The organism is Mesorhizobium sp. M8A.F.Ca.ET.207.01.1.1, from assembly GCF_004794715.1.
GTDB lineage: Bacteria > Pseudomonadota > Alphaproteobacteria > Rhizobiales > Rhizobiaceae > Mesorhizobium.
This window is the reverse complement of the sequence record NZ_SRUS01000001.1, coordinates 398,129-418,729: the sequence shown is the minus strand read 5'-3', so window position 1 is coordinate 418,729 and position 20,601 is coordinate 398,129. Positions and strand designations below refer to the sequence as shown.

Below are 20,601 nucleotides of genomic sequence, written 5' to 3'. Positions count from 1 at the left end.
GCCGCCTACCAATCCATCACCACCTTGCCCGAACTGCCGCTGCGCATCGCGTCGAAACCCGACTGGAAATCATCGATACCGATGCGATGCGTGATCAGCCCGGTCACATCGAGCGGGCCTTGCACCAGCGCGATCATCTTGTACCAGGTCTCGAACATCTCGCGTCCATAGATGCCCTTCAGATGCAGCATCTTGAAGATGACCTTGTTCCAGTCGATCTCGAAGCCGGTCGGCGCGATGCCGAGGATGGCGATCTTGCCGCCATTGTTCATGGTGTCGATCATGTCGCGGAAGGCGGGCGCGGCGCCCGACATTTCCAGCCCGACGTCGAACCCCTCGGTCATGCCGAGCGCCGGCATGACGTCGCGCAGTTTTTCCTTCGAGGCGTCGACGACGTGCTGGACGCCGAGCTTCTTCGCCAGTGCCAGCCGCACCGGGTTGATGTCGGTGATGACGACCTTGCGTGCGCCGACGCACTGCGCCACCAACGCCCCCATGATGCCGATCGGCCCCGCGCCGGTGACCAGCACATCCTCGCCTACCAGGTCGAAGGACAATGCGGTGTGGACGGCATTGCCAAGGGGATCGAAGATGGCCGCGATCTCGTCCGGCACGTCGTCGGGGATCGGCACGACATTGTGCTGCGGAATGGCCAGATATTCGCCAAAAGCACCCGGACGGTTGACGCCGACGCCGAGCGTGTTGCGGCACAGATGCCCTCGCCCAGCGCGGCAGTTGCGGCAATGGCCGCAGACGATGTGGCCTTCGCCCGAGACGCGCTGGCCGACCTTGTATTCGGTGACCGCGGCGCCGAAATCGGCGACGGTGCCGACGAACTCATGGCCGGTCACCATCGGCACCGGCACCGTCTTCTGCGCCCACTGGTCCCAATTGTAGATGTGGACGTCGGTGCCGCAGATCGCCGTTTTCTTGACCTTGATCAGCACGTCGTTGGGGCCGATTTCCGGCACCGGCACCTCTTCCATCCAGATGCCCGGCTCGGCCTTGGCCTTCACCAGCGCCTTCATCATGTTCGACATTCTTTTGTCCCTTGAATCTCTTGATCCGGAATCGCTTTTCGACGCTCAGGAAATCACGCCCAATTCCTTGCCGACGGCACCGAAGGCCTCCACCGCGCGGTCGATGTCGGCGCTCGAATGCGCCGCCGACATCTGGGTGCGGATGCGCGCCTGGCCTTTCGGCACCACCGGGAACGAGAATCCGATGACATAGATGCCGCGCTTCAGCATGCGCGCCGCCATCTCCTGCGCCAGCGTCGCATCGCCCAGCATCACCGGTATGATCGGATGATCAGCCCCGGCCAAAGTAAAGCCAAGCTTGCCCATTTGAGACCGGAACCGCGCCGCATTGGCATATAGGCGCTCGCGCAAGGCATCGCCATTGCGGATCAGCTCGAACACCTTGATCGAGGCGCCGGCGATCGCCGGCATCAGCGTGTTGGAAAAGAGATAGGGCCGCGAGCGCTGGCGCAGCCAGTCGACCACCTGCCTCTTGCCCGTGGTATACCCACCGGAAGCGCCGCCAAGCGCCTTGCCGAGCGTACCGGTGATGATGTCCACCCTGCCCTCGACGCCGCAATGCTCGGCCGAGCCACGGCCATTCCTGCCAACGAAGCCGACCGCATGGCTGTCATCGACCATGACCATGGCATCATACCTTTCGGCGAGATCGCAGACGCCCTTCAAATTGGCGATGATGCCGTCCATGGAAAACACCCCATCGGTGGCGATCAGCCGGAAGCGGCAATCCTTCGCTTCCTTCAATCGCGCCTCCAGATCGGCCATGTCGTTGTTGGCGTAGCGGAAGCGTTTGGCCTTCGACAGCCGGACACCATCGATGATCGAGGCGTGGTTGAGCGCGTCGGAAATGATCGCGTCCTCCTCGCCCAGCAGCGTTTCGAACAGGCCGCCATTGGCATCGAAGCAAGAGCCATAAAGGATCGTGTCGTCCAGGCCGAGAAAGGATGAAATCGTCGCCTCGAGCTGCTTGTGCTCCTCCTGCGTGCCGCAGATGAAGCGCACCGACGCCATGCCGTAGCCGTAGCGGTCGAGCGCCTGCGTGGCCGCAGCGCGCAGGTCCGCGCTGTCGGCGAGGCCGAGATAGTTGTTGGCGCAGAAATTCAGCACTTTCTTGCCGCCCACCTCGATTTCGGCCGACTGCATCGAGGAAATCACCCGCTCGGACTTGTAGAGGCCGGCGGATTTCAGCCCTGCAAGCTCACTGTCGATATGGGAGAGAAATGCTGCGGTCATGATCAGGCCTCGTTTGACGTGGGCAGACTGTCGTCCGGCCCGCGCAAAAAATCCATCGCAAAAGCGACCGGATCAGGTGGCCGGGCAGCATCAGGGGGACGCGATGGACATTGCCCAAGCGACCATCCGGCACGCATGGATTGACGAATGCTCAAATGCGGGCCGGCCGCGAAAGAACCCGATAACCATTTCGCGATCTTTCCGCGCCTCCCCCTTGCCGGCCAGCCGTCGACTTCCGGTCCTGTTAACGTTTGCAGTTCAATGGTGCTCATACAGAAATCCGTTGGCGAGAGGGCCGCCCCCGAACATGTCTCAGCAGCCGGTGCAAACCGTTTCAGGCAAGCTCATACTGCTGATCAAGGCTGGCTACTGGCTGGCGCTGCTCATCATTGCCGCCATGGTGGCAGCCTCCTTCGTTTTGCTGCAGCAGACGATGGCCACGCAGCAGCACAACAACACCTTGCTCGACATCGTCGGCATGCAGAAGACGTTGTCGCAGCGCATCGTCTTCCTTGCCAGCGCGACAGGCGTCGCCTCGCGCGACAAGCAGCCGGCGCTGGTCAGCGCGCTGAAGCAGGCCACGGCGGAGTTCGAGACGAACTACGATCTGCTGCTCAAGCAGACAGGCGCGGATCCGCAATCGCCTGCCAAGCTCGATCCGAAGTCGATCGAGAGCGTGCTTTTCGCCAAACCCTTCCATCTCGACTATTTCTCGGTTGGCCTGATCGCCAACGGCGATCGTCTGATCTCTGCACTGGAATCGCAGCTCAACCTTGGCGACAATGGCGGCTACAAGGGCGGCGCCGAACGCGTCAACCTCGATGCCTCTGTCGCCAATGCCACGCTGTCGGGCTATGCCGCGCTCGGCCAGCGCATCAGTGCCGACGCCGACGAGCGCTCCGAAAAGTTGCTCACTCTCCACCGCACGCTGTTCTATGCCACGCTCGGCGTCATCCTGCTGGTGGCGCTGTTCATCTTCAGGCCGATGTCCAACGCGATCCTGCGCAAAACGCGTGAATTGGTCGACGCTCGCAATTCGATGGCCTTCATCGCGGTGCATGACGGCCTGACGGGCCTGCACAACCGCACCTTCCTGACCGACCATTTCGAGACGCTGATCAAAGGCGCGCATCGCCGGCGCGAGCGCCTAGCCGTGGTCCAGCTCGACCTCGACCGCTTCAAGCAGATCAACGATACGCTAGGCCACGCCGCCGGTGACTATGTCCTGGTGGTGACGGCACAGCGCATGCGCGATTCCTGCCGGGCGTCGGATCTGTGCGCGCGGCTTGGTGGCGACGAATTCGTGATGATCCTCAACGGAGCCGGCAGCACCGAGGACATCAACATGCTGGCACGGCGCATACTGGTGCACATCAACGAGCCGATCGTGTTCCAGGGCACCACCATTCTTCCGGGCGCCAGCGGCGGCATCGCCGTCTATCCAATCGACGCCGACAATGCGCAAGACCTGCTGGTCCACGCCGATCTGGCGCTTTATTCCGCCAAGAAGATGGGTGGCGGCAACTTCTCGTTCTTCTCCGAGGAACTGCGAAGGGAACTCGACTACCGCAAGCAGCTCGAACACGACATCAAGGTCGCCATTTCCGAAAGAGCGTTCCAGGTCTATTTCCAGCCACAGGTTTCGCTAACCGACGGCACCATCAGCGGCATAGAGGCCCTCGTGCGCTGGAACCATCCCGAGCGCGGCATGATCTCGCCGGGCGAATTCATCCCGGTCGCGGAGAAATGCGGCTTCATGCCGGAGATCGGCCGCATCGTGATCAGCAAGGCGATCAACGAAGCCGCCGAATGGAACCGTGCCGGCATTGCCTTCGGCCGGCTTGCCGTCAACGTCTCGGGCACCGAGTTGCGTGAGCACGATTTCGATGCGTTTCTGTTCGACACGCTGGAGAGAGCCGGGCTGCCGCCGCAGAAACTGTCGCTGGAAATCGTCGAATCCGTCATCCTCGACGACGAGAAGACAGGCATCGCGGCCAAGCTGCGGCACATCCGGGCGGCCGGCGTCCATCTGGAACTCGACGATTTCGGCACCGGCTATGCGTCGCTCAGCCACGTCAATCCCAACGAGATCGACCGGCTCAAGATCGACCGCCGCTTCGTCCAGAACATCCACGAAAATGGCGACAACTCAAAGATCGTGCGCGCCATCACCGAACTTGCACGGGGTTTGGGCATCTCCATCGTCGCCGAGGGCGCCGAAACCGAGGCGGAGCTCGACTCGCTGATGGCGATCGGCTGCGACCAGGTGCAAGGCTATTCCATCGCCTTCCCGATGCCGCATGACAAGGCGCTGGAATGGCTGACCGCCCGCATGCCGAAGAAGGCCAGGCTGACGGTATTGCAGGGAAGCCTGGCGTAGGCGGAGCCGGGCCTGGCTTGACTACCAGCCGATGAAATGGCGGCCTGTCCTGATCGCAAACGGGTAGTGGCCCATGACATTCTTTCGGCTTGCCCTGGCAGCCATGTTGATGTCGGCGTTGCCGGCCCATGGCGCGGATCGCACCATCTACCTCACCTTCGACGACGGTCCTCTGAACGGCACAAGCAACATCCTCGACGTCTTGGAGGCGGCGCAGGTTCCGGCAACGCTGTTCATGGTCGGCATGCATGCCGAGGCCAGTGCGTCCAACAAGACGTTGGTGCGGCGCGCCAAGGCGATGCCGCTGGTGACGATCGGCAACCACAGCTACAGTCACGCCTACAATCACTACCGGCATTTCTATGGCGATACGGAAGACGTGGTTGCCGACATGCTCATGGCCAATGCCGTTCTGGGCCTGAAGCCCGCGGTGCACGCCCGCCTGCCGGGGCGCGACGTGTTCCGGCTGCCTTCGATGTCGAAGAACGACAATTCGCTTGGGCAAGCGCAAGCCGGGCGCGAAGACCCCGACTATGAGTTCGTCGCGGCGTCCGGCTTTTATCTCTATGGATGGGACCACGAGTGGGTGCACAAGGACAGCGGTGAGCCGGTCCAGAGCGTCGATCATCTGGTCAGCGAGATCGATCATTTGTTCGGCTACGGCCACTTTGCCAAGCCCGGCAAGCTGATCCTTTTGATGCATGACCAGATGTTCCAGGACGGCTTTGACGGCAAGACGCAACTGACCAAGCTGATCACCGCACTGAAACTGCGCCACTATGCGTTTGGAACAATCCCGAGCTATGATAACTAAGCCATCAGGTCGGCACTCCTAGCTCTCCACATTCTCCCGCAATACGGCCAGCACCCGCGCAAACTCCGCGAGACGTTCGTCGGGTAGTCCTGTGCGAAGCCGCTTGTCGAAGACAAGTGCTGCTTGCCGCAACGTTTCGAACAGCGCTTCTCCCGCCTCCGTCAACCGGACCAGATGAACCCGGCGGTTGAGGGGATCGCGCCGCCGCGTCAGCAGGCCCTGCGCCTCCATCGCATTGAGATGATGGGTCAGCGTCGCACCCTGGATGCCGATCATGCCGGCAAGTTCGCGTTGATTGGCAAGCTCGCTCGACTTGACCGACAGCAGCGTGAGCCAGACCGGCAATGTGCCGCCTGCTTCAACCAAGGCGGCGTCGAAAGCCTGTGCGACAAGCTTGGCGGTACGGCCAAGGTTCATACCAACCGGCGGGCGTTCAAACGGTGTCATGATCTGACAGTAGAGCAAGCAGTGGGAACGTGAAACTCGGCTTCATGATTGACATCTAACCGTTAGATATCTAACTTTGTCTTATTGATGGCATCGCGGCATGGTTGCGGCGCAGGCGGCGGGTGAATGAGAGGAATGCAGTCATGCAATATGTTTATATCGTCGTCATCGGCCTGCACGTCATGGCCGGCGTATTCTGGGCTGGCACGACCATCGCGGTTGCCCGCGATCCGGACATCCGGGCAGAGCGGTTCTTCCGGCCGCAAATGGGCGCGGCCGGTTTGGCTTTTCTGACCGGATTGCTGCTCTGGTATTTCTTTCATGAGGATGCTTTCGGCTCGATGGAGAAGGTACTGGCGCTCGGCATTTTGACGGCGCTAATCGCCGCCGGTGTGCAAGGCGCGCTTGTGGGCTCCGCCAGCAGGCAGCTCGCCGGCGCCGATGCAGCGACCCAAACGGAGCTGCGCGCGAAAATGACCAGGGGCGAACGCATCGCCGGCGGACTGCTGGTCATCACCGTACTTTGCATGGCGACCGCCAAATTGTTTTAGAATCGCACGGCCGGTGAAAGCCGATCATGCGCGGCGCGCAACGGACCAGAGCGGCAGGTGGCTCTCCTTGCAAAGGCCGTTGCGCGCCACCTGATCGTAATCAAATCCTGATCCCGAACCTGATCCCGTCATAGATGGCGGCGTGGATGTTGCGGGAGGCAACCGCGTCGCCGATGCGCAACAGCACGAAGCCCCCTTCGGGGTTGCGTTGGGGAAAAACGTCGCCTCCATTGACCAGACGTTCGTAGTCGACCGCCCCAGTGTTCTTCGACAACGGCTTCAGCGACAGATACAGATCGTCGAGCGGCAGCGTGCCATGTTCGACCACAACCTGGTCGACCCTGCGTTCGCCGCGCCAGCCATCGGCAAAGTCCGAAGCGAGTTCAGCGACCAATTGATTGCCCTCGCGCCGCACCGAGCGCAGGCGCGTGTTGATGGTGATGGTGACGCCCTTTTCCTGGAAGGCCCGCATGTACGGAACGTGGTTCATGCCGCCCATTTCGGGGGCGAAGAACCGCTCCGGCGAAACCAGTTCCAGCTTCGAGCCGCTGTTGGCAATCAGTTCGGCCGCGCCCATGCCCTGATGGCCACCATTGTCGTCATAAAGCAGCACGCTCTCGGCCGGCTTGACGCTGCCGGCCATGATGTCCCAGCTCGACGTGACGAGATTGTCACCGGCGGCCAGCGGCGGGTTCTGCGGCAGGCCGCCGGTGGCGACGACCACCACGTCAGGGGCCAGGGCCAGGACGTCGTCCTTCTCTGCCCATGTGTCGTAGCGGATCTCGACGCCGAGCCGGTCGAGTTCGGCCAGACGCCAGTCGATGATACCGATCAATTCCTTGCGGCGCGGGTTCTGGGTCGCCAGACGGACCTGGCCACCCGCTTGTGATGATGCTTCCAGGATCGTTACTTCATGGCCGCGCTCGGCCGCGACCCGCGCCACCTCCAGTCCGCCTGCCCCTGCGCCGACGACCACGACTTTACGCTTGGGCCCTTCCGTCTTGGCGATCACGTGCGGAATATCCGCCTCGCGGCCGGTCGCCGCATTGTGGACGCACAGCGCCTCGCCGCCCTCGTAGATGCGGTCGAGACAATAGGTGGCGCCCACGCAGGGACGGATCTCGTGCTCGCGGCCCTCCATCACCTTCTTGATGATGTGCGGATCGGCGATGTGGGCACGCGTCATGCCGACCATGTCGAGCTTGCCGGTGGCGATCGCGTGGCGCGCGGTGGCGACGTCGGAAATGCGCGCAGCGTGGAAGGTCGGGAATTTCGTCGCCGCCCTCACCTCGCCGGCGAAATCGAGATGCGGCGAAGACCGCATGCCGGTCACCGGGATGACCTTGGTCAGTGCCGCGTCGGTCTCGATCGAGCCACGGATGATGTTGAGGAAATCGACCTTGCCGGAGCCGGCCAGTCGCCTGGCGATCTCGACGCCCTCCTCCTTCGACAGGCCTTTCTCGAAATCCTCGTCGGCGACCATGCGGATGCCGACGACGAATTTGTCGCCAACCGCCGCCCGCACCGCATCGAGCACCATGTTGGTGAAGCGCAACCGGTTGTCGAGCGAACCGCCATACTCGTCGTCGCGATGATTGGTGGCCGGCGACCAGAAGCCGTCCATCAGATGGCCGTAGGATTCGAACTCGATGCCGTCGAGACCGGCTGCCTGGCAGCGCTGGGCGGCCGATGCATAGTCGGCGACGATGCGTTCGATGTCCCACTCCTCTATGGCCTTGGGGAAAGCACGATGCGCTGGCTCGCGCACCGGCGAGGCCGAGAGCACCGGCAGCCAGTGGGCCTTGTTCCAGCCGGTACGGCGGCCGAGATGGGTGATCTGGATCATCACCTTGCAGTCATGCTCGTGGCAGGCGTCAGCGAGTTCGGCCAGCCACGGCACGATGCGGTCGTCATAGACGTGCAGATTGCCGAAGGCGGCCGGGCTGTCGCGCGAAACGATGGCCGAGCCGGCGGTCATGGTCAGTGCCATGCCACCCTTGGCCTTTTCGGCATGGTAGAGCCGATAGCGCTCCTTAGGCATGCCGTCCTCCGAGTAGGCCGGCTCGTGGCTGGTCGACATCACCCGATTCTTCAGCGTCAAATGCTTGAGCTGGTAGGGTTGGAGAAGCGGGTCGTTGCTGGTCATCGTCTTCCTGCCGTTTTAATTTGTGCTAATGAGCGGCAAATCCAAGGAAACCCGCTCATGATCGATACCAAAAATCTCACCCAGCTCGGCACGCACGCCGAGACGCCACAGAGCCCCGAAGCTGCGGTCCTGGAAACCGTGCCGTTTTCGCGCGGTGACGGACCGCCGGCGATCGTGCGTTTCACCGTCCCGGAATTCACCTCGCTCTGTCCGGTGACCGGACAGCCGGATTTCGCCCATATCGTCATCGACTACGCACCCGACGCGGCCCTGGTGGAATCGAAGTCGCTCAAGCTGTTCATGACCTCGTTTCGCAACCATGGCGCTTTCCATGAAGACTGCACGGTGATGATCGGACGGCGCATCGTGGCCGCGACCAAGCCGTTGTGGTTGCGCATCGGCGGCTACTGGTATCCGCGCGGCGGCATTCCGATCGATGTCTTCTGGCAGACCGGCGCTCCGCCCGAAGGCGCCTGGCTGCCGGACACCGGCGTCGCCCCCTATCGCGGGCGCGGCTAGTTCGGCCATCATTCGCACTGGTACTGGCTGAGCGCCCATTCGCCGGTCACCGACAAAAGGTCCGATATCTTCCATTCGCCGCCAACCTTCTTGAATTTCCATTCGAGGCGGTGCGGGTTGCCGGCGACGAAGGCGACGATGACCTTGGCCTGATCGCCATTGATTGATTCGAGCGTCTTCAGGCTCTTGTCGATCTCGGCCTTATCGTAATCCGCATTGTCGAGCGCCATGTTGGGGTCCAGGCACTCGCCCTGTCCTGACTTGCGCAGCGCATCGCTCTTGTCGAGCACCGTCTTCGCCGGGTCGACAAAGTGGCCGCGCTGAGCCGGATCGACCTCCAGGCCGACCTGATCGTAGAACGGCCGCACCACCGCTGTCGGCGATCCCGGCTGGATGGGGGCGGCAGGCCCGCTCGGCGGCCATGCGACGGGTGGCGTCGCCGGCTCCGCGGCTCCGCCAGGCGCGGTCGCCGGCGGCGTGCTGCTGTCATCGGGCGCGGTCCCGGCCGGAGCATTTGCCGGCGGCGCGCCCAACAGACCCTGAGCGGCCGCGCCGTTCAAGCCAGCCGCCAGCAGGCACATGGCCAACAATAACAGGAGCGCGCGACCGGCCATTGCATCACTCCGGATCTTGGCCCGCCATGCATTCGAGCTGGCTCAGCGTCCAGGCGCTGGTCTTCGACGCAATGTCCGATATCTTCCACTTGCCGTCGACCTTCTTCAGCGACCAGTGCATTTCGCGCTGCGAATCGTCTCCTTCCGGCAAGAGACTGAAATTCGCCACCACTTGTGCCGCGTCGCCATCCACCGTCTCGGACAATTTCAAGGTCTTGGAGATGGTCTTCTGGTCGAAATCCTGCGCGTCGAGGCCCGGGTCGAAGTCGATGCAGGCGACCTGGTCGGGATTCTTCTTGGTCGCCTGGTCGTTGAGGTCGAACAGTTTCGTCACCGGCTCGGTGAAGCGATCGCGGTATTGCGCGTCGGCCTCGAACTTGACCTGCGGGACATAGAAGAACTTCACGGCGTCGGACGCCGGGCCGGCCAATGCGGCGGCTGGTGCGGCAATCGACAAGGCGGCAGCGAGCAGCAGTTTCATGGATTTCCCCGAATGTTTGGCTGCGGAAAGCAATCAATACCACGCATCGTGCATATAGGCTTTTTTGCGGCTCATGAAGCCTTTGGGTGGCTCGTCTACTTGCATAGATCACATCCAACGATCCTTAGTCTCCGAAAGTAGCGATCGGCGCGTTGAGTTGGGAGCGCTCAGGCCTGACGCCGAGCCCTGGGATCTGCGGGACGCGTATATGCCCGTTCTCGATCACGACCGGGTTTACGGGATCGGTATGCCCTTCGATGTATTCCTGCGCGATCCAGGCTCCCTCAAAACGTCTCGGCTCGACGGTAGCGGCGAGGTGCACGCAAGCCGCGGCGATGACGTCTCCGCCCCAGGCGTCGTCGCAGCTGTGCGGAAGAGATCGTATCGCACACAGGTCGCGGACCGTGGCCATCTTGGTGAGGCCGCCAAGGCGGGTGACCTTCAATCCGAATCCATCCGCGATACCTGACGAAACTGCCCGCAACACGGCATTCAAATCCTCGGTATTCTCGTCGAGATAGATCGGATGTGTAACGCGTCCCTTGAGACCCGCCACTTCCTCCATGGTGTTGCAAGGCTGTTCGAACACGAATGGGATTGCCTGGCAAAGCCGATCGATGTGCAACGCCGCGGCAGCGGTCAGGCCACGATTGGCGTCGACGGCCATCCGGGCCTTGAAGCCAACGGCCTCCCATACTTTGTGCACGGTGGCGACGTCGTGTTCGAGATCCCGTCCGCCGATCTTGATCTGAAGCCGTGCATATCCGGCGTTGACCTTGTCGGCGGCAATACGCGCGGTCTCGTCGGGAGCACCGACGATCGTCGAGTAGTAAGACGGCACACGATCGGTGAGCGCACCACCGAGAAGGGTTGAGACCGGGACGCCCAGCCGCTGGCCGGTGAGGTCGAGGAAAGCTATATCCAAGGCCGCCTTGGCATAGTTGTGCCCGTTCAGACGCTCGTCCATTCTTTTGGCGAGGCGGCGCATGGACGTTGTGTCCTCGCCGACAAGTCCAGGCGCTATTCGGCAATTGCCGCTCTCGCGCCCAGCGCATGTTGGGGCTGATAAACAGGGCCGATCGGGCACGTCTCACCCCAGCCTGACAGTCCATCCTCGGTGGTCACTTCAACCAGCGTGCTGTCCAAATTCCGCACGCTATCACTGGCCATCCGGTAGGCACCGCCTTTGACAGGCAGAAGCACCTGATAGACTTTGATTGACTGGATACGCATTCAGACATCAGCCCCGTTCATGCCTTGCCTGGTCCGGCGCCTTTCGCGATCGTCAAAGACCAAGCGCCACCTTGCGCCCGTCATGAATGGCAAATGCCGCCTGTCTGGAGGCGGTACAATCGCCGATGGAGGTATGCGCGATTCCGCGCCTTTCGAGCTCGATGGACAGGCTGTCCTGCGCCATGCTGGTGGCGGCGAAGACCAAAGCATCGGCCTCGACCTCCTGCTCGGTCCCGTCGAGCAGCGAAGCAATCCTGGCCAGCGTGCCATCCCAGTGCACGATGGCGCTCTCGGTCACGAACCGCACGCGCAGTTTGGCGAGCGCCCGGCGCAGCGGCGCGTCGACGGCCATTCGCTGAAGCTCTTTGCCGACCAGGGCGTCCGGGGTCACAAGCGTCACATCGTGACCGTCCTCGGCGAGCTTCCAGGCGGTGCCGCATCCTTTCCAATTGCCGCCATCGTCCAGCAACAGAACATTTTTTCCCGGCCTCGCCTCACGAGCCATCACCGCCTCGGCCGAGAGCACCGGGCCACCGCCCGGAATGCTGTCCCACTGCGGCAAGGCCCGCTGGAAAGCGCCGTCTGGCGGCATCGAGCCGGTGGCGATGATGACGTGATCCGCGCCTTCGTGCTCGACATCATCGGCTTCGACATACTGCCCGTAACGGATGTCGACCTGAAGCTGGCCGAGCTGACGCTCGTACCAGCTAATCAGATCCAGAATCTGGGCACGGCGCGGCTGCAGTCCGGCAAGACGGAACTGCCCCCCAAGGCGGTCGGAAGCCTCGGCCAGTGTGACGCGATGACCGCGCTCGGCCGCGGCGCGCGCCGCTTCGAGGCCGGCCGGGCCGCCGCCGACGACCAGCACGCGCTTCGGCTGGGCGGCCGGAGCGAAGCGATCTCCGCCCCACTCCCATTCCCGCCCCGCCGAGGGATTGACGACGCAGCTGATCCAGTAATCGCGGCTGCGCCGGCCCCAGCACATCTGGTTGCAGGACAGGCAGCCGCGAATGTCCTGCGGCCGTCCGGCGGCAGCCTTTGCAGCCAGATGCGGATCGGCGATCTGCCCGCGCACGATGGAAACGAGGTCAGCGCGGCCTTCGCTCAGCACGCTCTCGGCGTTCTCGGGGGTACGGATATGGCTTTCGGCGGTGATCAGCGCGTGGCGCACGGTGGATTTGAGCACCGCCGCAAGATCCGCGCCGAGCTTTTCGGGATAAACAAAGGTCGGCATGATCTTGTAGAAATCGAAGTAGGAACCCGTTCCACAAGTCACATAGTCCATCAAGGCATCGCGGTCGTGGAGGTCGATTATCTCGGCCAGCGCTTCGCGCTTCAGCGCCACTTCGACTTCCGGTTCGTCATTGACCGCGAGACCGATGATGAAATCATCGCCGCATTCCCGGCGAATCCTGGTCATCACCTCACGGCTCACCCGCGTGCGGTTTTCAAGGCTGCCGCCCCACCGGTCGTCCCGGCGGTTCGACCAGGGCGTCCAGAACTGGTCCAGCATCGAATGGTACGCCGCCCAGACCTCGACGCCGTCGAAGCCGGCCTCGCGGCAGCGGCGCGCCGCCTGTACGAAGCCGTCGATCGTTTCCTCAATCTCGGCTTCGGACATCCGATGCGAGCCGTCGGAGTCGTGATAGCTGGGCAGGCCGGAAGGCGACCAGCCGGCATGGAACGAGTTGTCCGCGTCCGCGTGCTGGCCGACATGGTAGAGCTGCTGGATGGCGACGGCGCCGTTGCCGCGGATCGCCTCTGTCACCTTGCGAAAATGCGGGATGACGCGGTCATCGGAAGGGCTGAAGTTGCCGCGTGTCAGCACGGCGGCCCGATGCACGGGCATCGGCTCGACCACGATCATGCCGGCGCCGCCGATGGCGCGTTCCGCGTAATAGCCGACATGCCGCGCGGTCGGCAGCCCCTCCACCGCCATATTGGCGGTGTGGGCTCCGAACACGATCCTGTTGCGTAACGTCTTGCCGCGCAGAGTAGCCGGCGTGAACAACCGGTTGAAGACCCGCCCAGACATGCACCGCTCCTTCAAAGCCTTGGCGGCGGCACCCGGGCGCCAGCGCTCGCAACCCAAGTCGCTCTTTGCCGGAAAGCCGACACCTCGGGGGTGCCGGCTTTGCCACGATCCTTGAAGCTAGGCGTCCAGCCAGACGTTCTGGAGATCCATTTCGAAGGTCTGGTGGACACCGTAGTTCTTCACCTTCTTGTTCGTATGGCTGTAGAGCTTCTGCCAGAACGGCTGGATGATGACGCCGGAGTCCTGCAGGATCTGCTCGACATCCTTCATCACCTCCTTGCGCTTGGCGACGTCGATCAGCGAGAGCGCCTGCTTGAGCTTGGCGTCGAAATCGGGATTGGAATAAGCCGATTCGTTCCACGCCTCGCCGGTGCGGTATCCCAGCGCCAGCACCTGGACGCCGAGCGGGCGCATGTACCAGATGGTCATCGAATAGGGATATTTCGTCCAATCGTTCCAGAAGGTGGAGCCCGGCAGCACGGTGCGCTTGACCTTGATGCCGGCGTCACGCAACTGGCCGGCGATCGCATCGCCGGTGTTCTTCTGCCAGTCGTCCTCGATGGTAATCAGTTCATGCTCGAAGTCGGCCTGACCAGCGTCCGCCATCAGCTTCTTGGCGCCGGCGGCATCGCGCTCCTTCTTGGGGAGCGGATAATATTCAGGATGGATCGGGCTGACATGGTGGTTCTCGCCGACCGTGCCGCGCCCATTATAGCCGAGCTGCAGCACCGCATTGTTGTCGACTGCCATCTGCAGGGCATTGCGAACGCGCTGGTCGTCATAAGGCTTGTGCGTGATGTTGGTGCGGGCAACCAGCGTGGTGGCGGTCGCGACCTCCGATTTCTGCAGCCCCATCTTGTCGAGAATGTCGATGAAGTCGGCGGGCGACTCGAAGTTGAGGTCGATTTCACCGGAATCGAATGCATTGACCGTAGCGTTGAAGTCGGTGCCGTAATCGATGAATTCGATCCCGTCGAGCGGCGCCTCGCCTCCCCACCATTTGCCGTTCTCGCGGCGCTTGACCACCGCCTTCTGGCCGACGTCGTAAGACACCAGCTCAAACGCTCCCGTGCCGATCGGCTTCTTGATCGGATCGGCGCCATCGGCGTCGAAATTGCGGTGCACGACGAGTGCCGGATAATCGGTGAAATTGGGTATCAGCGAAATGTCGGGCTCGCTGAGCTTCAGCTTGACCGTGTTGTCATCGACCTTGGTGATGGCGCCATCCCTGGCCTTGCCGGTCTTGGCATCGATCAGCGCACCGACGCGCGCCGCCATCGAGTTGCCGGCGACGCCCTTCTCGCACCAACGCGTCACATTGTGCACCACGTCATCGGCGTTGAAGGCATCGCCATTGTTCCAGGTGACGCCCTTGCGCACATGCAGCGTGTACTCGGTGGCGTCGTCGTTAATGTCCCAGCTTTCGAGCAACACGGGCTCGAAGGTAAACTGCTTGGTATAGCGCACCAGCGGCTCCAGCCAGGTCCGCGAGATGTTGGCCAGTTCCACCCAGTCGTAAGTGCGCGGATCCTTCTGCGCCTTGACCGACATCGAGACGTGCAGCGTCCCGCCCTTTTTCGGCTCCTCGGCCAAAACCTGTGTCGGCGCGGCAAGGCCGATCATGCCATAGGCAAATGCCGTCGATGCCCCAAGCGCGCTGGCCAGCGCCAGGAATTCGCGCCTGTCGACACGGCCTGCTTGCGCCTCCGCGGCCATCGCTTCGATAGCCTGCGGCACACGATCGCCGTTGCTTTTGAAAATCGTCATGTCCATTCCTCCCTTGTTGTTCCCATCGGGTCTTTGCCCGCTCCCTCAACTAACGCTGTCGGGCAATTTTTCCTCGCGCCGCGCGATCAGATCCTTGAGACCATCGGCAATGCCCTCATCGAGTTTCGGCTCCTCATAGTCGGCCAGCATGTTGCGCGCTTTCTCGCGGCCGCGCGTGTCATGGTCCTTTGCTCCCTCGGCCTTCCACTGTTCGAACGAATTGAAGTCCATGATACTGGGCATGAAGAACGCAGACTCGAAATGGTCGAGCGTGTGCTGGGTGCCGAGGAAATGGCCCTGCGGCCCCACCTCACGGATTGCCGCCATGGCCTCCTTGAAATCGTCGAACGGCAGCCCGCCCGCATATTTGTACCAGCCGACAAGCTGTTCGCAGTCGGTGGCGAATTTTGAATAGCCGCAGGTGAGACCCGCTTCCAGCCATCCTGCCGAGTGCCAGATATAATTGGCGCCGGAGAGAATGGCGGCATGCATCAGCATGTTCGCTTCGTAACCCGCCTGGGCGTCGTTGAGCTTCGAGCCGACATGGAAGCCGGACGTGCGCCACGGCAGTTTGTATTTCCGCGCCAGCGCCCCCATCAGATACATCATCTGGGCGGCCTCTGGCGTGCCGCCCATGGGAGCGCCGGTCTTCATGTCGACCGTGACCATGAACTGGCCGTAGATCTGGGGCGAGCCCGGACGGATGAGCTGGGTGAAGGCGACTCCGGCAAGCGCCTCGGCATTGACCTGCGCGACCGCGCCGACGGCGGACGCCGAGGTCGAGGCGCCACAGAGCGCGAAGGGCGCCAGGATCAGCGGCTGGTTGTGGCGCGCATACACCCTCATGGCGTCCAGCATGGTGGCGTCCCAGACCAGCGGCGAATTACAGTTGGTGATGGCCACCAGCACCGGATTGTCGCGGACGAACTCCTCGCCGAACACGATGCCGGCCATCGCCATCGTATCTTCCGCCCGCTCCTTGGAGGTCACGATGCCCATGAACGGCTTGTCGGAATATTTCAGCGCCGAATGGATGATGTGCAGGTGCCGCTTGGGCACGGCAATTTCCATCGGCTCGCAGATGATCGAGCTCGACGAGTGCAGCGCCGGGGCCATGTAGGCGAGCTTGTGGAAATTGTTGAGGTCGGCGAGCGTGCCGTAGCGCCTGTTGTTGTCGAGGTCGCGCACATAAGGCGCGCCATACATCGGCGCGAAGATCGAATTCTTGCCTCCGACGCGCACGGTGCGCTCGGGATTGCGCGCGTTCAGCGTGAACTCGGAGGGAACCTTGGCGACGAGTTCCATCAGCAGCGCGCGATCGATACGGACCCGCGTTTCCCGGACGTCGGCGCCGGCCGCCTTCCATAAGGCAATGGCCTCGTCGTCGCGGAATTCGCAGCCGACCTCTTCCAGGATCGAAAGCGACTCCTCATGGATCAGTTCCACCGCCTCGTCCGGAACCATCTGATAGACGGGAATCTGCCGTACCAGGGTCGGAAAGGAGGCAATGGGTACGCTGCGGAGCGCCTTGCGCCCGAGACGGCCGCCGCCACGGCGGTGGGTCTGTTCGGTCAATTCAGCGGCCGGTGCGTTCATGGAGCCTCCATCCCTTCGATCCCGGTCAACTTAGCGAGGCGAAATATAGATGTGACGCTGGAAAATCCTGATCTCTTGTATAAGCTGTGCTTATGCGAAGCCTGCGCCATCTGTTGCCCTCCGCCGGCAGCCTGATCGTCTTCGAGGCGGCAGGCCGGTTGTCGAGTTTCACCGCCGCCGGGCGCGAGCTCGGCATGACCCAGGCCGCCGTTTCCTATGCGGTGCGCGGGCTGGAAGAACAGCTCGGCGCCCAGCTCTTCCAGCGCCGCCATCGCCAGGTGCTCCTGACGGAGGCCGGCGAGCGCTTCCATGCCGATGTGTCGCTCGGCCTGTCGCATATCCGCAAATCCGCGGAGGACCTTCGCCTGCAGGCGACCGGCGGCCATGTGACTTTAGCTGCCTCGACCGCCTTCGGCTCGTTCTGGATGATGCCGCGCCTGCAGCAGTTCCGCGACGAACTGCCGGGCGTCGATCTGCGCATCCAGACCGCCGATCGCGACCTCGACATCATCGCCGAGGGGATTCCGCTCGGGGTGCGCGGCGGCGTGCCGCGCGACTGGCCGGATTATCATTCGCTGTCGCTCTCGGACGAAGAGATCTTCCCGGTCGCCGGCCCCAGCTATCTGGCGAAATTCGGCAGGCCCGAGACCGTGGAACAACTAGCGACACACCGCCTCATTCATCTGGAGGAGCCATATCGCGAGGCCCCGAACTGGGACGAATGGTTCCAGTCGGCCGGAGCCAGTCTCCGCAATGCCGAGCGTGGCTTGCGCATCAATGATTATGCGATTGTGATCCAGGCCGTCATGGAAGGGCAAGGCATCGCGCTCGGCTGGCGCCACCTTGTCGAGCGGCTGCTGTCGACGGGGCTGCTTGTGCCGGTCACCGACCACGTTATGAAGACAGGCACGGCATTCTACGTCATCTGGCCGAAGAACCGCGAGCTCAGCGACAATGCGCGCAAGGTAAGGGATTGGCTGCTGGCGCAGGCGTGAAGTCGTTTCACCGTTTCGGCCGCAGTTCGCCCTCGCCCGCACGACACGAATCCGCCTATACTATCGTCATGCCCATCCGCCAGCTTTCCGAAACGATGATCAACCAGATCGCCGCCGGCGAAGTCATCGAGCGTCCGGCGAGCGTGGTCAAGGAACTGGTCGAGAACGCGCTCGATGCCGGTGCAAGCAAGGTAGAGGTCGTCACAGCGGGCGGCGGGCTGAACCTGATCCGAGTCACCGATGACGGCTTCGGCATTCCCGAACAGGAACTGGCGCTGGCCATCGCGCGCCATTGCACCTCCAAGCTCGCCGAGGATATCCATGACATCCGTTCGCTCGGCTTTCGCGGCGAAGCATTGCCGTCGATCGGCTCGGTGTCGCGACTGTCGATCCGCTCGCGCACCGCTTCGGGCGACAGCGCCGCCGAGATCGGCATCGACGGCGGCCGCGTCCTGCCGGTCAAGCCGGCGGCCGCCAATCGAGGCACCACGGTCGAGGTGCGCGACCTGTTCTTCGCCACGCCGGCGCGGCTGAAATTCATGAAAGGCGAACGCGCCGAGAGCTCGGCCATCAGCGACATCGTCAAGCGCATCGCCATCGCCTTCCCCACGGTGCGTTTCACGCTGGCCGGATCCGACCGCACGACGCTGGACCTGCCGGCGACCGAGGACAGCGCGGACGGCAGCCTGCGTCGTGTCGCGCAGGTGATGGGCGCCGACTTTCCCGACAATTCCATTGCCATCGACGCGATGCGCGAAGGCGTGCATCTGACCGGCCATGTGTCGATCCCGTCCTTCACCCGCGCCAACGCGCTGCAGCAATATGCCTATGTCAATGGCAGGCCGGTGCGCGACAAGCTGATCGCCGGCGCCATTCGCGGCGCATTCGCCGATGTCCTGCCGCGCGACCGCCACGCCGTGACCGTGCTGTTTCTTTCGCTCGACCCGGCCATCGTCGACGTCAATGTCCATCCGGCCAAGGCCGATGTCCGCTTCCGTGATCCGGGTCTCGTGCGCGGGCTGATCGTCGGCGCGATCCGGCAGGCGTTGGCCGAGGCCGGCATCCGCTCCGCCACCACGGGTGCAGCCGGCATGATGGCTGCGTTCCGTCCGGGCGCCGCATCTTATGATCACGGTGGCCCGACAAATGGCCATCGCAGCTACGAAGCGGCTTTCCATGCGTCCGGCCCCACGGGCTTCGACCCTTCGCGCTCGCCGCAGCGGCCGCTCGACATGCAATTCGCAGGCGCAGGCTTTGAACGCGGCAACGCAAGAACCGGCGGCTTCGGCGAGAGCGACCAGGCGGCATTCGATGCCGGCCCGCTCGCCAGCGCCGATGCGCGTGCGGGGCAGAATGAGGCAACCGAGACGCTGCTCGGCGCGGTGCTGGGTGCGGCACGCGCCCAGGTGCACGAGAACTACATCGTCGCCCAGACCAGGGATTCACTCGTCATCGTCGACCAGCACGCGGCGCATGAACGGCTGGTTTACGAGGCGCTGAAGAACGCCCTCCACTCGCGGCCGGTGCCCTCGCAGATGCTGCTTCTGCCCGAGATCATCGACCTGCCGGAAGAGGACGCCGAGCGCCTCGCCATGCATTCCGAAACACTCGCCCGCTTCGGCCTCGGCATCGAGCGTTTCGGCCCGGGCGCGGTTGCCGTTCGCGAGACGCCGTCGATGCTGGGCGAAACCAATGTCGGTCAACTGGTGCGCGACCTCGCCGACGAAATCGCCGACAACGATACGGTCGAGACACTCAAGGAACGGCTGGACACGATCGCGGCCACCATGGCCTGCCACGGCTCGGTGCGCTCCGGCCGGCTGCTCAAGGCCGAGGAGATGAACGCGCTGCTGCGCCAGATGGAGGCGACGCCCGGCTCGGGCACCTGCAACCACGGCCGGCCGACCTATATCGAACTCAAGCTGGCGGACATCGAGCGGCTGTTCGGGCGGCGGTGAACCGGTTTCAACGGCCCAGTCCTCACTTGCTCTGCTGATATTTCCTTGTCCGTGAATTGAAGACGTAATCGACCGCGGTTCCGGCGCCGCCGCCTCGAAAATTCACGGAAATAATGTCCTTGCCTCGCTCCACCCATTTCTCGACGTTCATGTAGATGGTCGTCATCAGCATGCCGGCACTGCAAGCGTCGTCATCGGCGAAGGCAATTTCCTGGACAACCTTGCGGCTGCTCTTTTTGATGACCTGCATTTTTTCCATGCAAAGGCCGGCGCTGGTATTCGTGTAAACTCCCGAGAACCTGTCGGTGGCTGTCTGCGCCCAGAACGGAATCTCGACGGTGCCGTCGATCTTTCCCTCGCCGGTGTCATCCAGGCTCGCAATTTTCTTGAGGGTGACGGGATATCTATCCGTGCCCTTGCTCCAGCTTCCTGTCGCAACGCCTTCATTGAGGTCAAGGGAGAACGGGCACCTCGTGGTGTCGACAGGGGGTCTCGGTCCCTGCACCATTATCCGATAAAGCTCCTTATCGTCTGAAATCTCGCACAGTACGAACCTGGTACCGCTGACGATGCCATAAAGCGCAATCGGGATTTGCTTCGCGTCGTAGAAGTAGCTTCCATCGACCCTTGGCGCGCTGCCCAAGCTGTCATATGTCTGTATGGAGAAATGGATAGGAGACGACCCGAGGAAACCCTCGTAGTTTTCCACGTGATACCAACCCGCAACGGCTTTTGCGTTGAGCAGCAACAAGCAAACGACCGTTGAGATAAAACGTCTTCCCATCCCAACCT

At 62.7% G+C, this 20,601-nt stretch carries 19 protein-coding genes; 6 read left to right on the top strand and 13 right to left on the bottom strand.

Annotated elements, in window-relative coordinates; translation table 11 throughout:
* Positions 1–5 precede the first annotated feature (5 nt).
* From tdh to EN850_RS02040, 3 genes are read right to left on the bottom strand one after another with little or no spacing between them, the layout of a single operon-like run.
* Complete coding sequence (gene tdh, locus EN850_RS02050) at positions 6–1,040, bottom strand: L-threonine 3-dehydrogenase (RefSeq protein ID WP_127869678.1); 1,035 nt, start codon at positions 1,038–1,040, stop codon at positions 6–8.
* Between the two features lie 45 nt (positions 1,041–1,085).
* The gene (locus EN850_RS02045) at positions 1,086–2,273 is read right to left on the bottom strand and encodes a glycine C-acetyltransferase (RefSeq protein ID WP_136090494.1); all 1,188 of its coding nucleotides are present in this window, start codon (positions 2,271–2,273) and stop codon (positions 1,086–1,088) included.
* A gap of 2 nt (positions 2,274–2,275) precedes the next feature.
* A complete protein-coding gene (locus tag EN850_RS02040) occupies positions 2,276–2,545 on the bottom strand; it encodes a hypothetical protein (RefSeq protein WP_127280017.1) in 270 nt (89 codons plus the stop codon).
* A gap of 35 nt (positions 2,546–2,580) precedes the next feature.
* Here EN850_RS02040 and EN850_RS02035 point away from each other — a divergent pair, with 35 nt between their 5' ends.
* Both EN850_RS02035 and EN850_RS02030 read left to right on the top strand, forming a co-directional pair.
* A complete protein-coding gene (locus EN850_RS02035) occupies positions 2,581–4,653 on the top strand; it encodes an EAL domain-containing protein (protein WP_127280018.1) in 2,073 nt (690 codons plus the stop codon).
* Between the two features lie 73 nt (positions 4,654–4,726).
* Positions 4,727–5,467 (top strand): polysaccharide deacetylase family protein, encoded by a 741-nt coding sequence (locus tag EN850_RS02030; RefSeq protein WP_136090493.1) that lies wholly within the window; start codon positions 4,727–4,729, stop codon positions 5,465–5,467.
* A gap of 18 nt (positions 5,468–5,485) precedes the next feature.
* Here EN850_RS02030 and EN850_RS02025 read toward each other — a convergent pair whose 3' ends face one another.
* A complete protein-coding gene (locus EN850_RS02025) occupies positions 5,486–5,812 on the bottom strand; it encodes a MarR family transcriptional regulator (RefSeq protein WP_246689131.1) in 327 nt (108 codons plus the stop codon).
* A 245-nt stretch (positions 5,813–6,057) separates the two neighbouring features.
* Here EN850_RS02025 and EN850_RS02020 point away from each other — a divergent pair, with 245 nt between their 5' ends.
* The gene (locus tag EN850_RS02020; RefSeq protein WP_136090492.1) at positions 6,058–6,465 is read left to right on the top strand and encodes a hypothetical protein; all 408 of its coding nucleotides are present in this window, start codon (positions 6,058–6,060) and stop codon (positions 6,463–6,465) included.
* 100 nt (positions 6,466–6,565) lie between these two features.
* Here EN850_RS02020 and EN850_RS02015 read toward each other — a convergent pair whose 3' ends face one another.
* Positions 6,566–8,611: an NADH:flavin oxidoreductase gene (locus EN850_RS02015; protein ID WP_136090491.1), complete on the bottom strand. Its 2,046-nt coding sequence runs from the start codon at positions 8,609–8,611 to the stop codon at positions 6,566–6,568.
* Between the two features lie 57 nt (positions 8,612–8,668).
* Here EN850_RS02015 and queF point away from each other — a divergent pair, with 57 nt between their 5' ends.
* Positions 8,669–9,130, top strand: a complete 462-nt coding sequence (gene queF, locus EN850_RS02010; protein WP_136090490.1) for a preQ(1) synthase — start codon at positions 8,669–8,671, stop codon at positions 9,128–9,130.
* 8 nt (positions 9,131–9,138) lie between these two features.
* Here the strand turns inward: queF and EN850_RS02005 are convergent, their stop codons facing one another.
* The 7 genes from EN850_RS02005 to EN850_RS01980 all read right to left on the bottom strand — a co-directional run bounded on the left by EN850_RS02005 (position 9,139) and on the right by EN850_RS01980 (position 16,856).
* Positions 9,139–9,744: a hypothetical protein gene (locus EN850_RS02005; protein ID WP_136090489.1), complete on the bottom strand. Its 606-nt coding sequence runs from the start codon at positions 9,742–9,744 to the stop codon at positions 9,139–9,141.
* A gap of 4 nt (positions 9,745–9,748) precedes the next feature.
* Complete coding sequence (locus EN850_RS02000) at positions 9,749–10,225, bottom strand: DUF3828 domain-containing protein (protein ID WP_136090488.1); 477 nt, start codon at positions 10,223–10,225, stop codon at positions 9,749–9,751.
* Between the two features lie 124 nt (positions 10,226–10,349).
* Positions 10,350–11,213 carry a mandelate racemase/muconate lactonizing enzyme family protein gene (locus EN850_RS01995; protein ID WP_281407250.1) on the bottom strand — a complete coding sequence of 288 codons (864 nt, stop codon included), beginning with the start codon at positions 11,211–11,213 and terminating at the stop codon, positions 10,350–10,352.
* A 32-nt stretch (positions 11,214–11,245) separates the two neighbouring features.
* On the bottom strand, positions 11,246–11,458 hold the full coding sequence (locus tag EN850_RS37665; protein ID WP_281407249.1) for a hypothetical protein: 213 nt from the start codon (positions 11,456–11,458) through the stop codon (positions 11,246–11,248).
* A 52-nt stretch (positions 11,459–11,510) separates the two neighbouring features.
* A complete protein-coding gene (locus EN850_RS01990) occupies positions 11,511–13,493 on the bottom strand; it encodes an FAD-dependent oxidoreductase (RefSeq protein ID WP_136090487.1) in 1,983 nt (660 codons plus the stop codon).
* Between the two features lie 117 nt (positions 13,494–13,610).
* A complete protein-coding gene (locus tag EN850_RS01985; protein ID WP_127278233.1) occupies positions 13,611–15,260 on the bottom strand; it encodes an ABC transporter substrate-binding protein in 1,650 nt (549 codons plus the stop codon).
* Between the two features lie 45 nt (positions 15,261–15,305).
* Positions 15,306–16,856 (bottom strand): trimethylamine methyltransferase family protein, encoded by a 1,551-nt coding sequence (locus EN850_RS01980; RefSeq protein WP_136090486.1) that lies wholly within the window; start codon positions 16,854–16,856, stop codon positions 15,306–15,308.
* 92 nt (positions 16,857–16,948) lie between these two features.
* Here EN850_RS01980 and EN850_RS01975 point away from each other — a divergent pair, with 92 nt between their 5' ends.
* Complete coding sequence (locus EN850_RS01975) at positions 16,949–17,851, top strand: LysR substrate-binding domain-containing protein (RefSeq protein WP_127278231.1); 903 nt, start codon at positions 16,949–16,951, stop codon at positions 17,849–17,851.
* 68 nt (positions 17,852–17,919) lie between these two features.
* Positions 17,920–19,809, top strand: a complete 1,890-nt coding sequence (gene mutL / locus EN850_RS01970) for a DNA mismatch repair endonuclease MutL (RefSeq protein ID WP_136090727.1) — start codon at positions 17,920–17,922, stop codon at positions 19,807–19,809.
* A gap of 22 nt (positions 19,810–19,831) precedes the next feature.
* Here mutL and EN850_RS01965 read toward each other — a convergent pair whose 3' ends face one another.
* The gene (locus EN850_RS01965) at positions 19,832–20,593 is read right to left on the bottom strand and encodes a hypothetical protein (protein WP_136090485.1); all 762 of its coding nucleotides are present in this window, start codon (positions 20,591–20,593) and stop codon (positions 19,832–19,834) included.
* Positions 20,594–20,601: the final 8 nt, after the last annotated feature.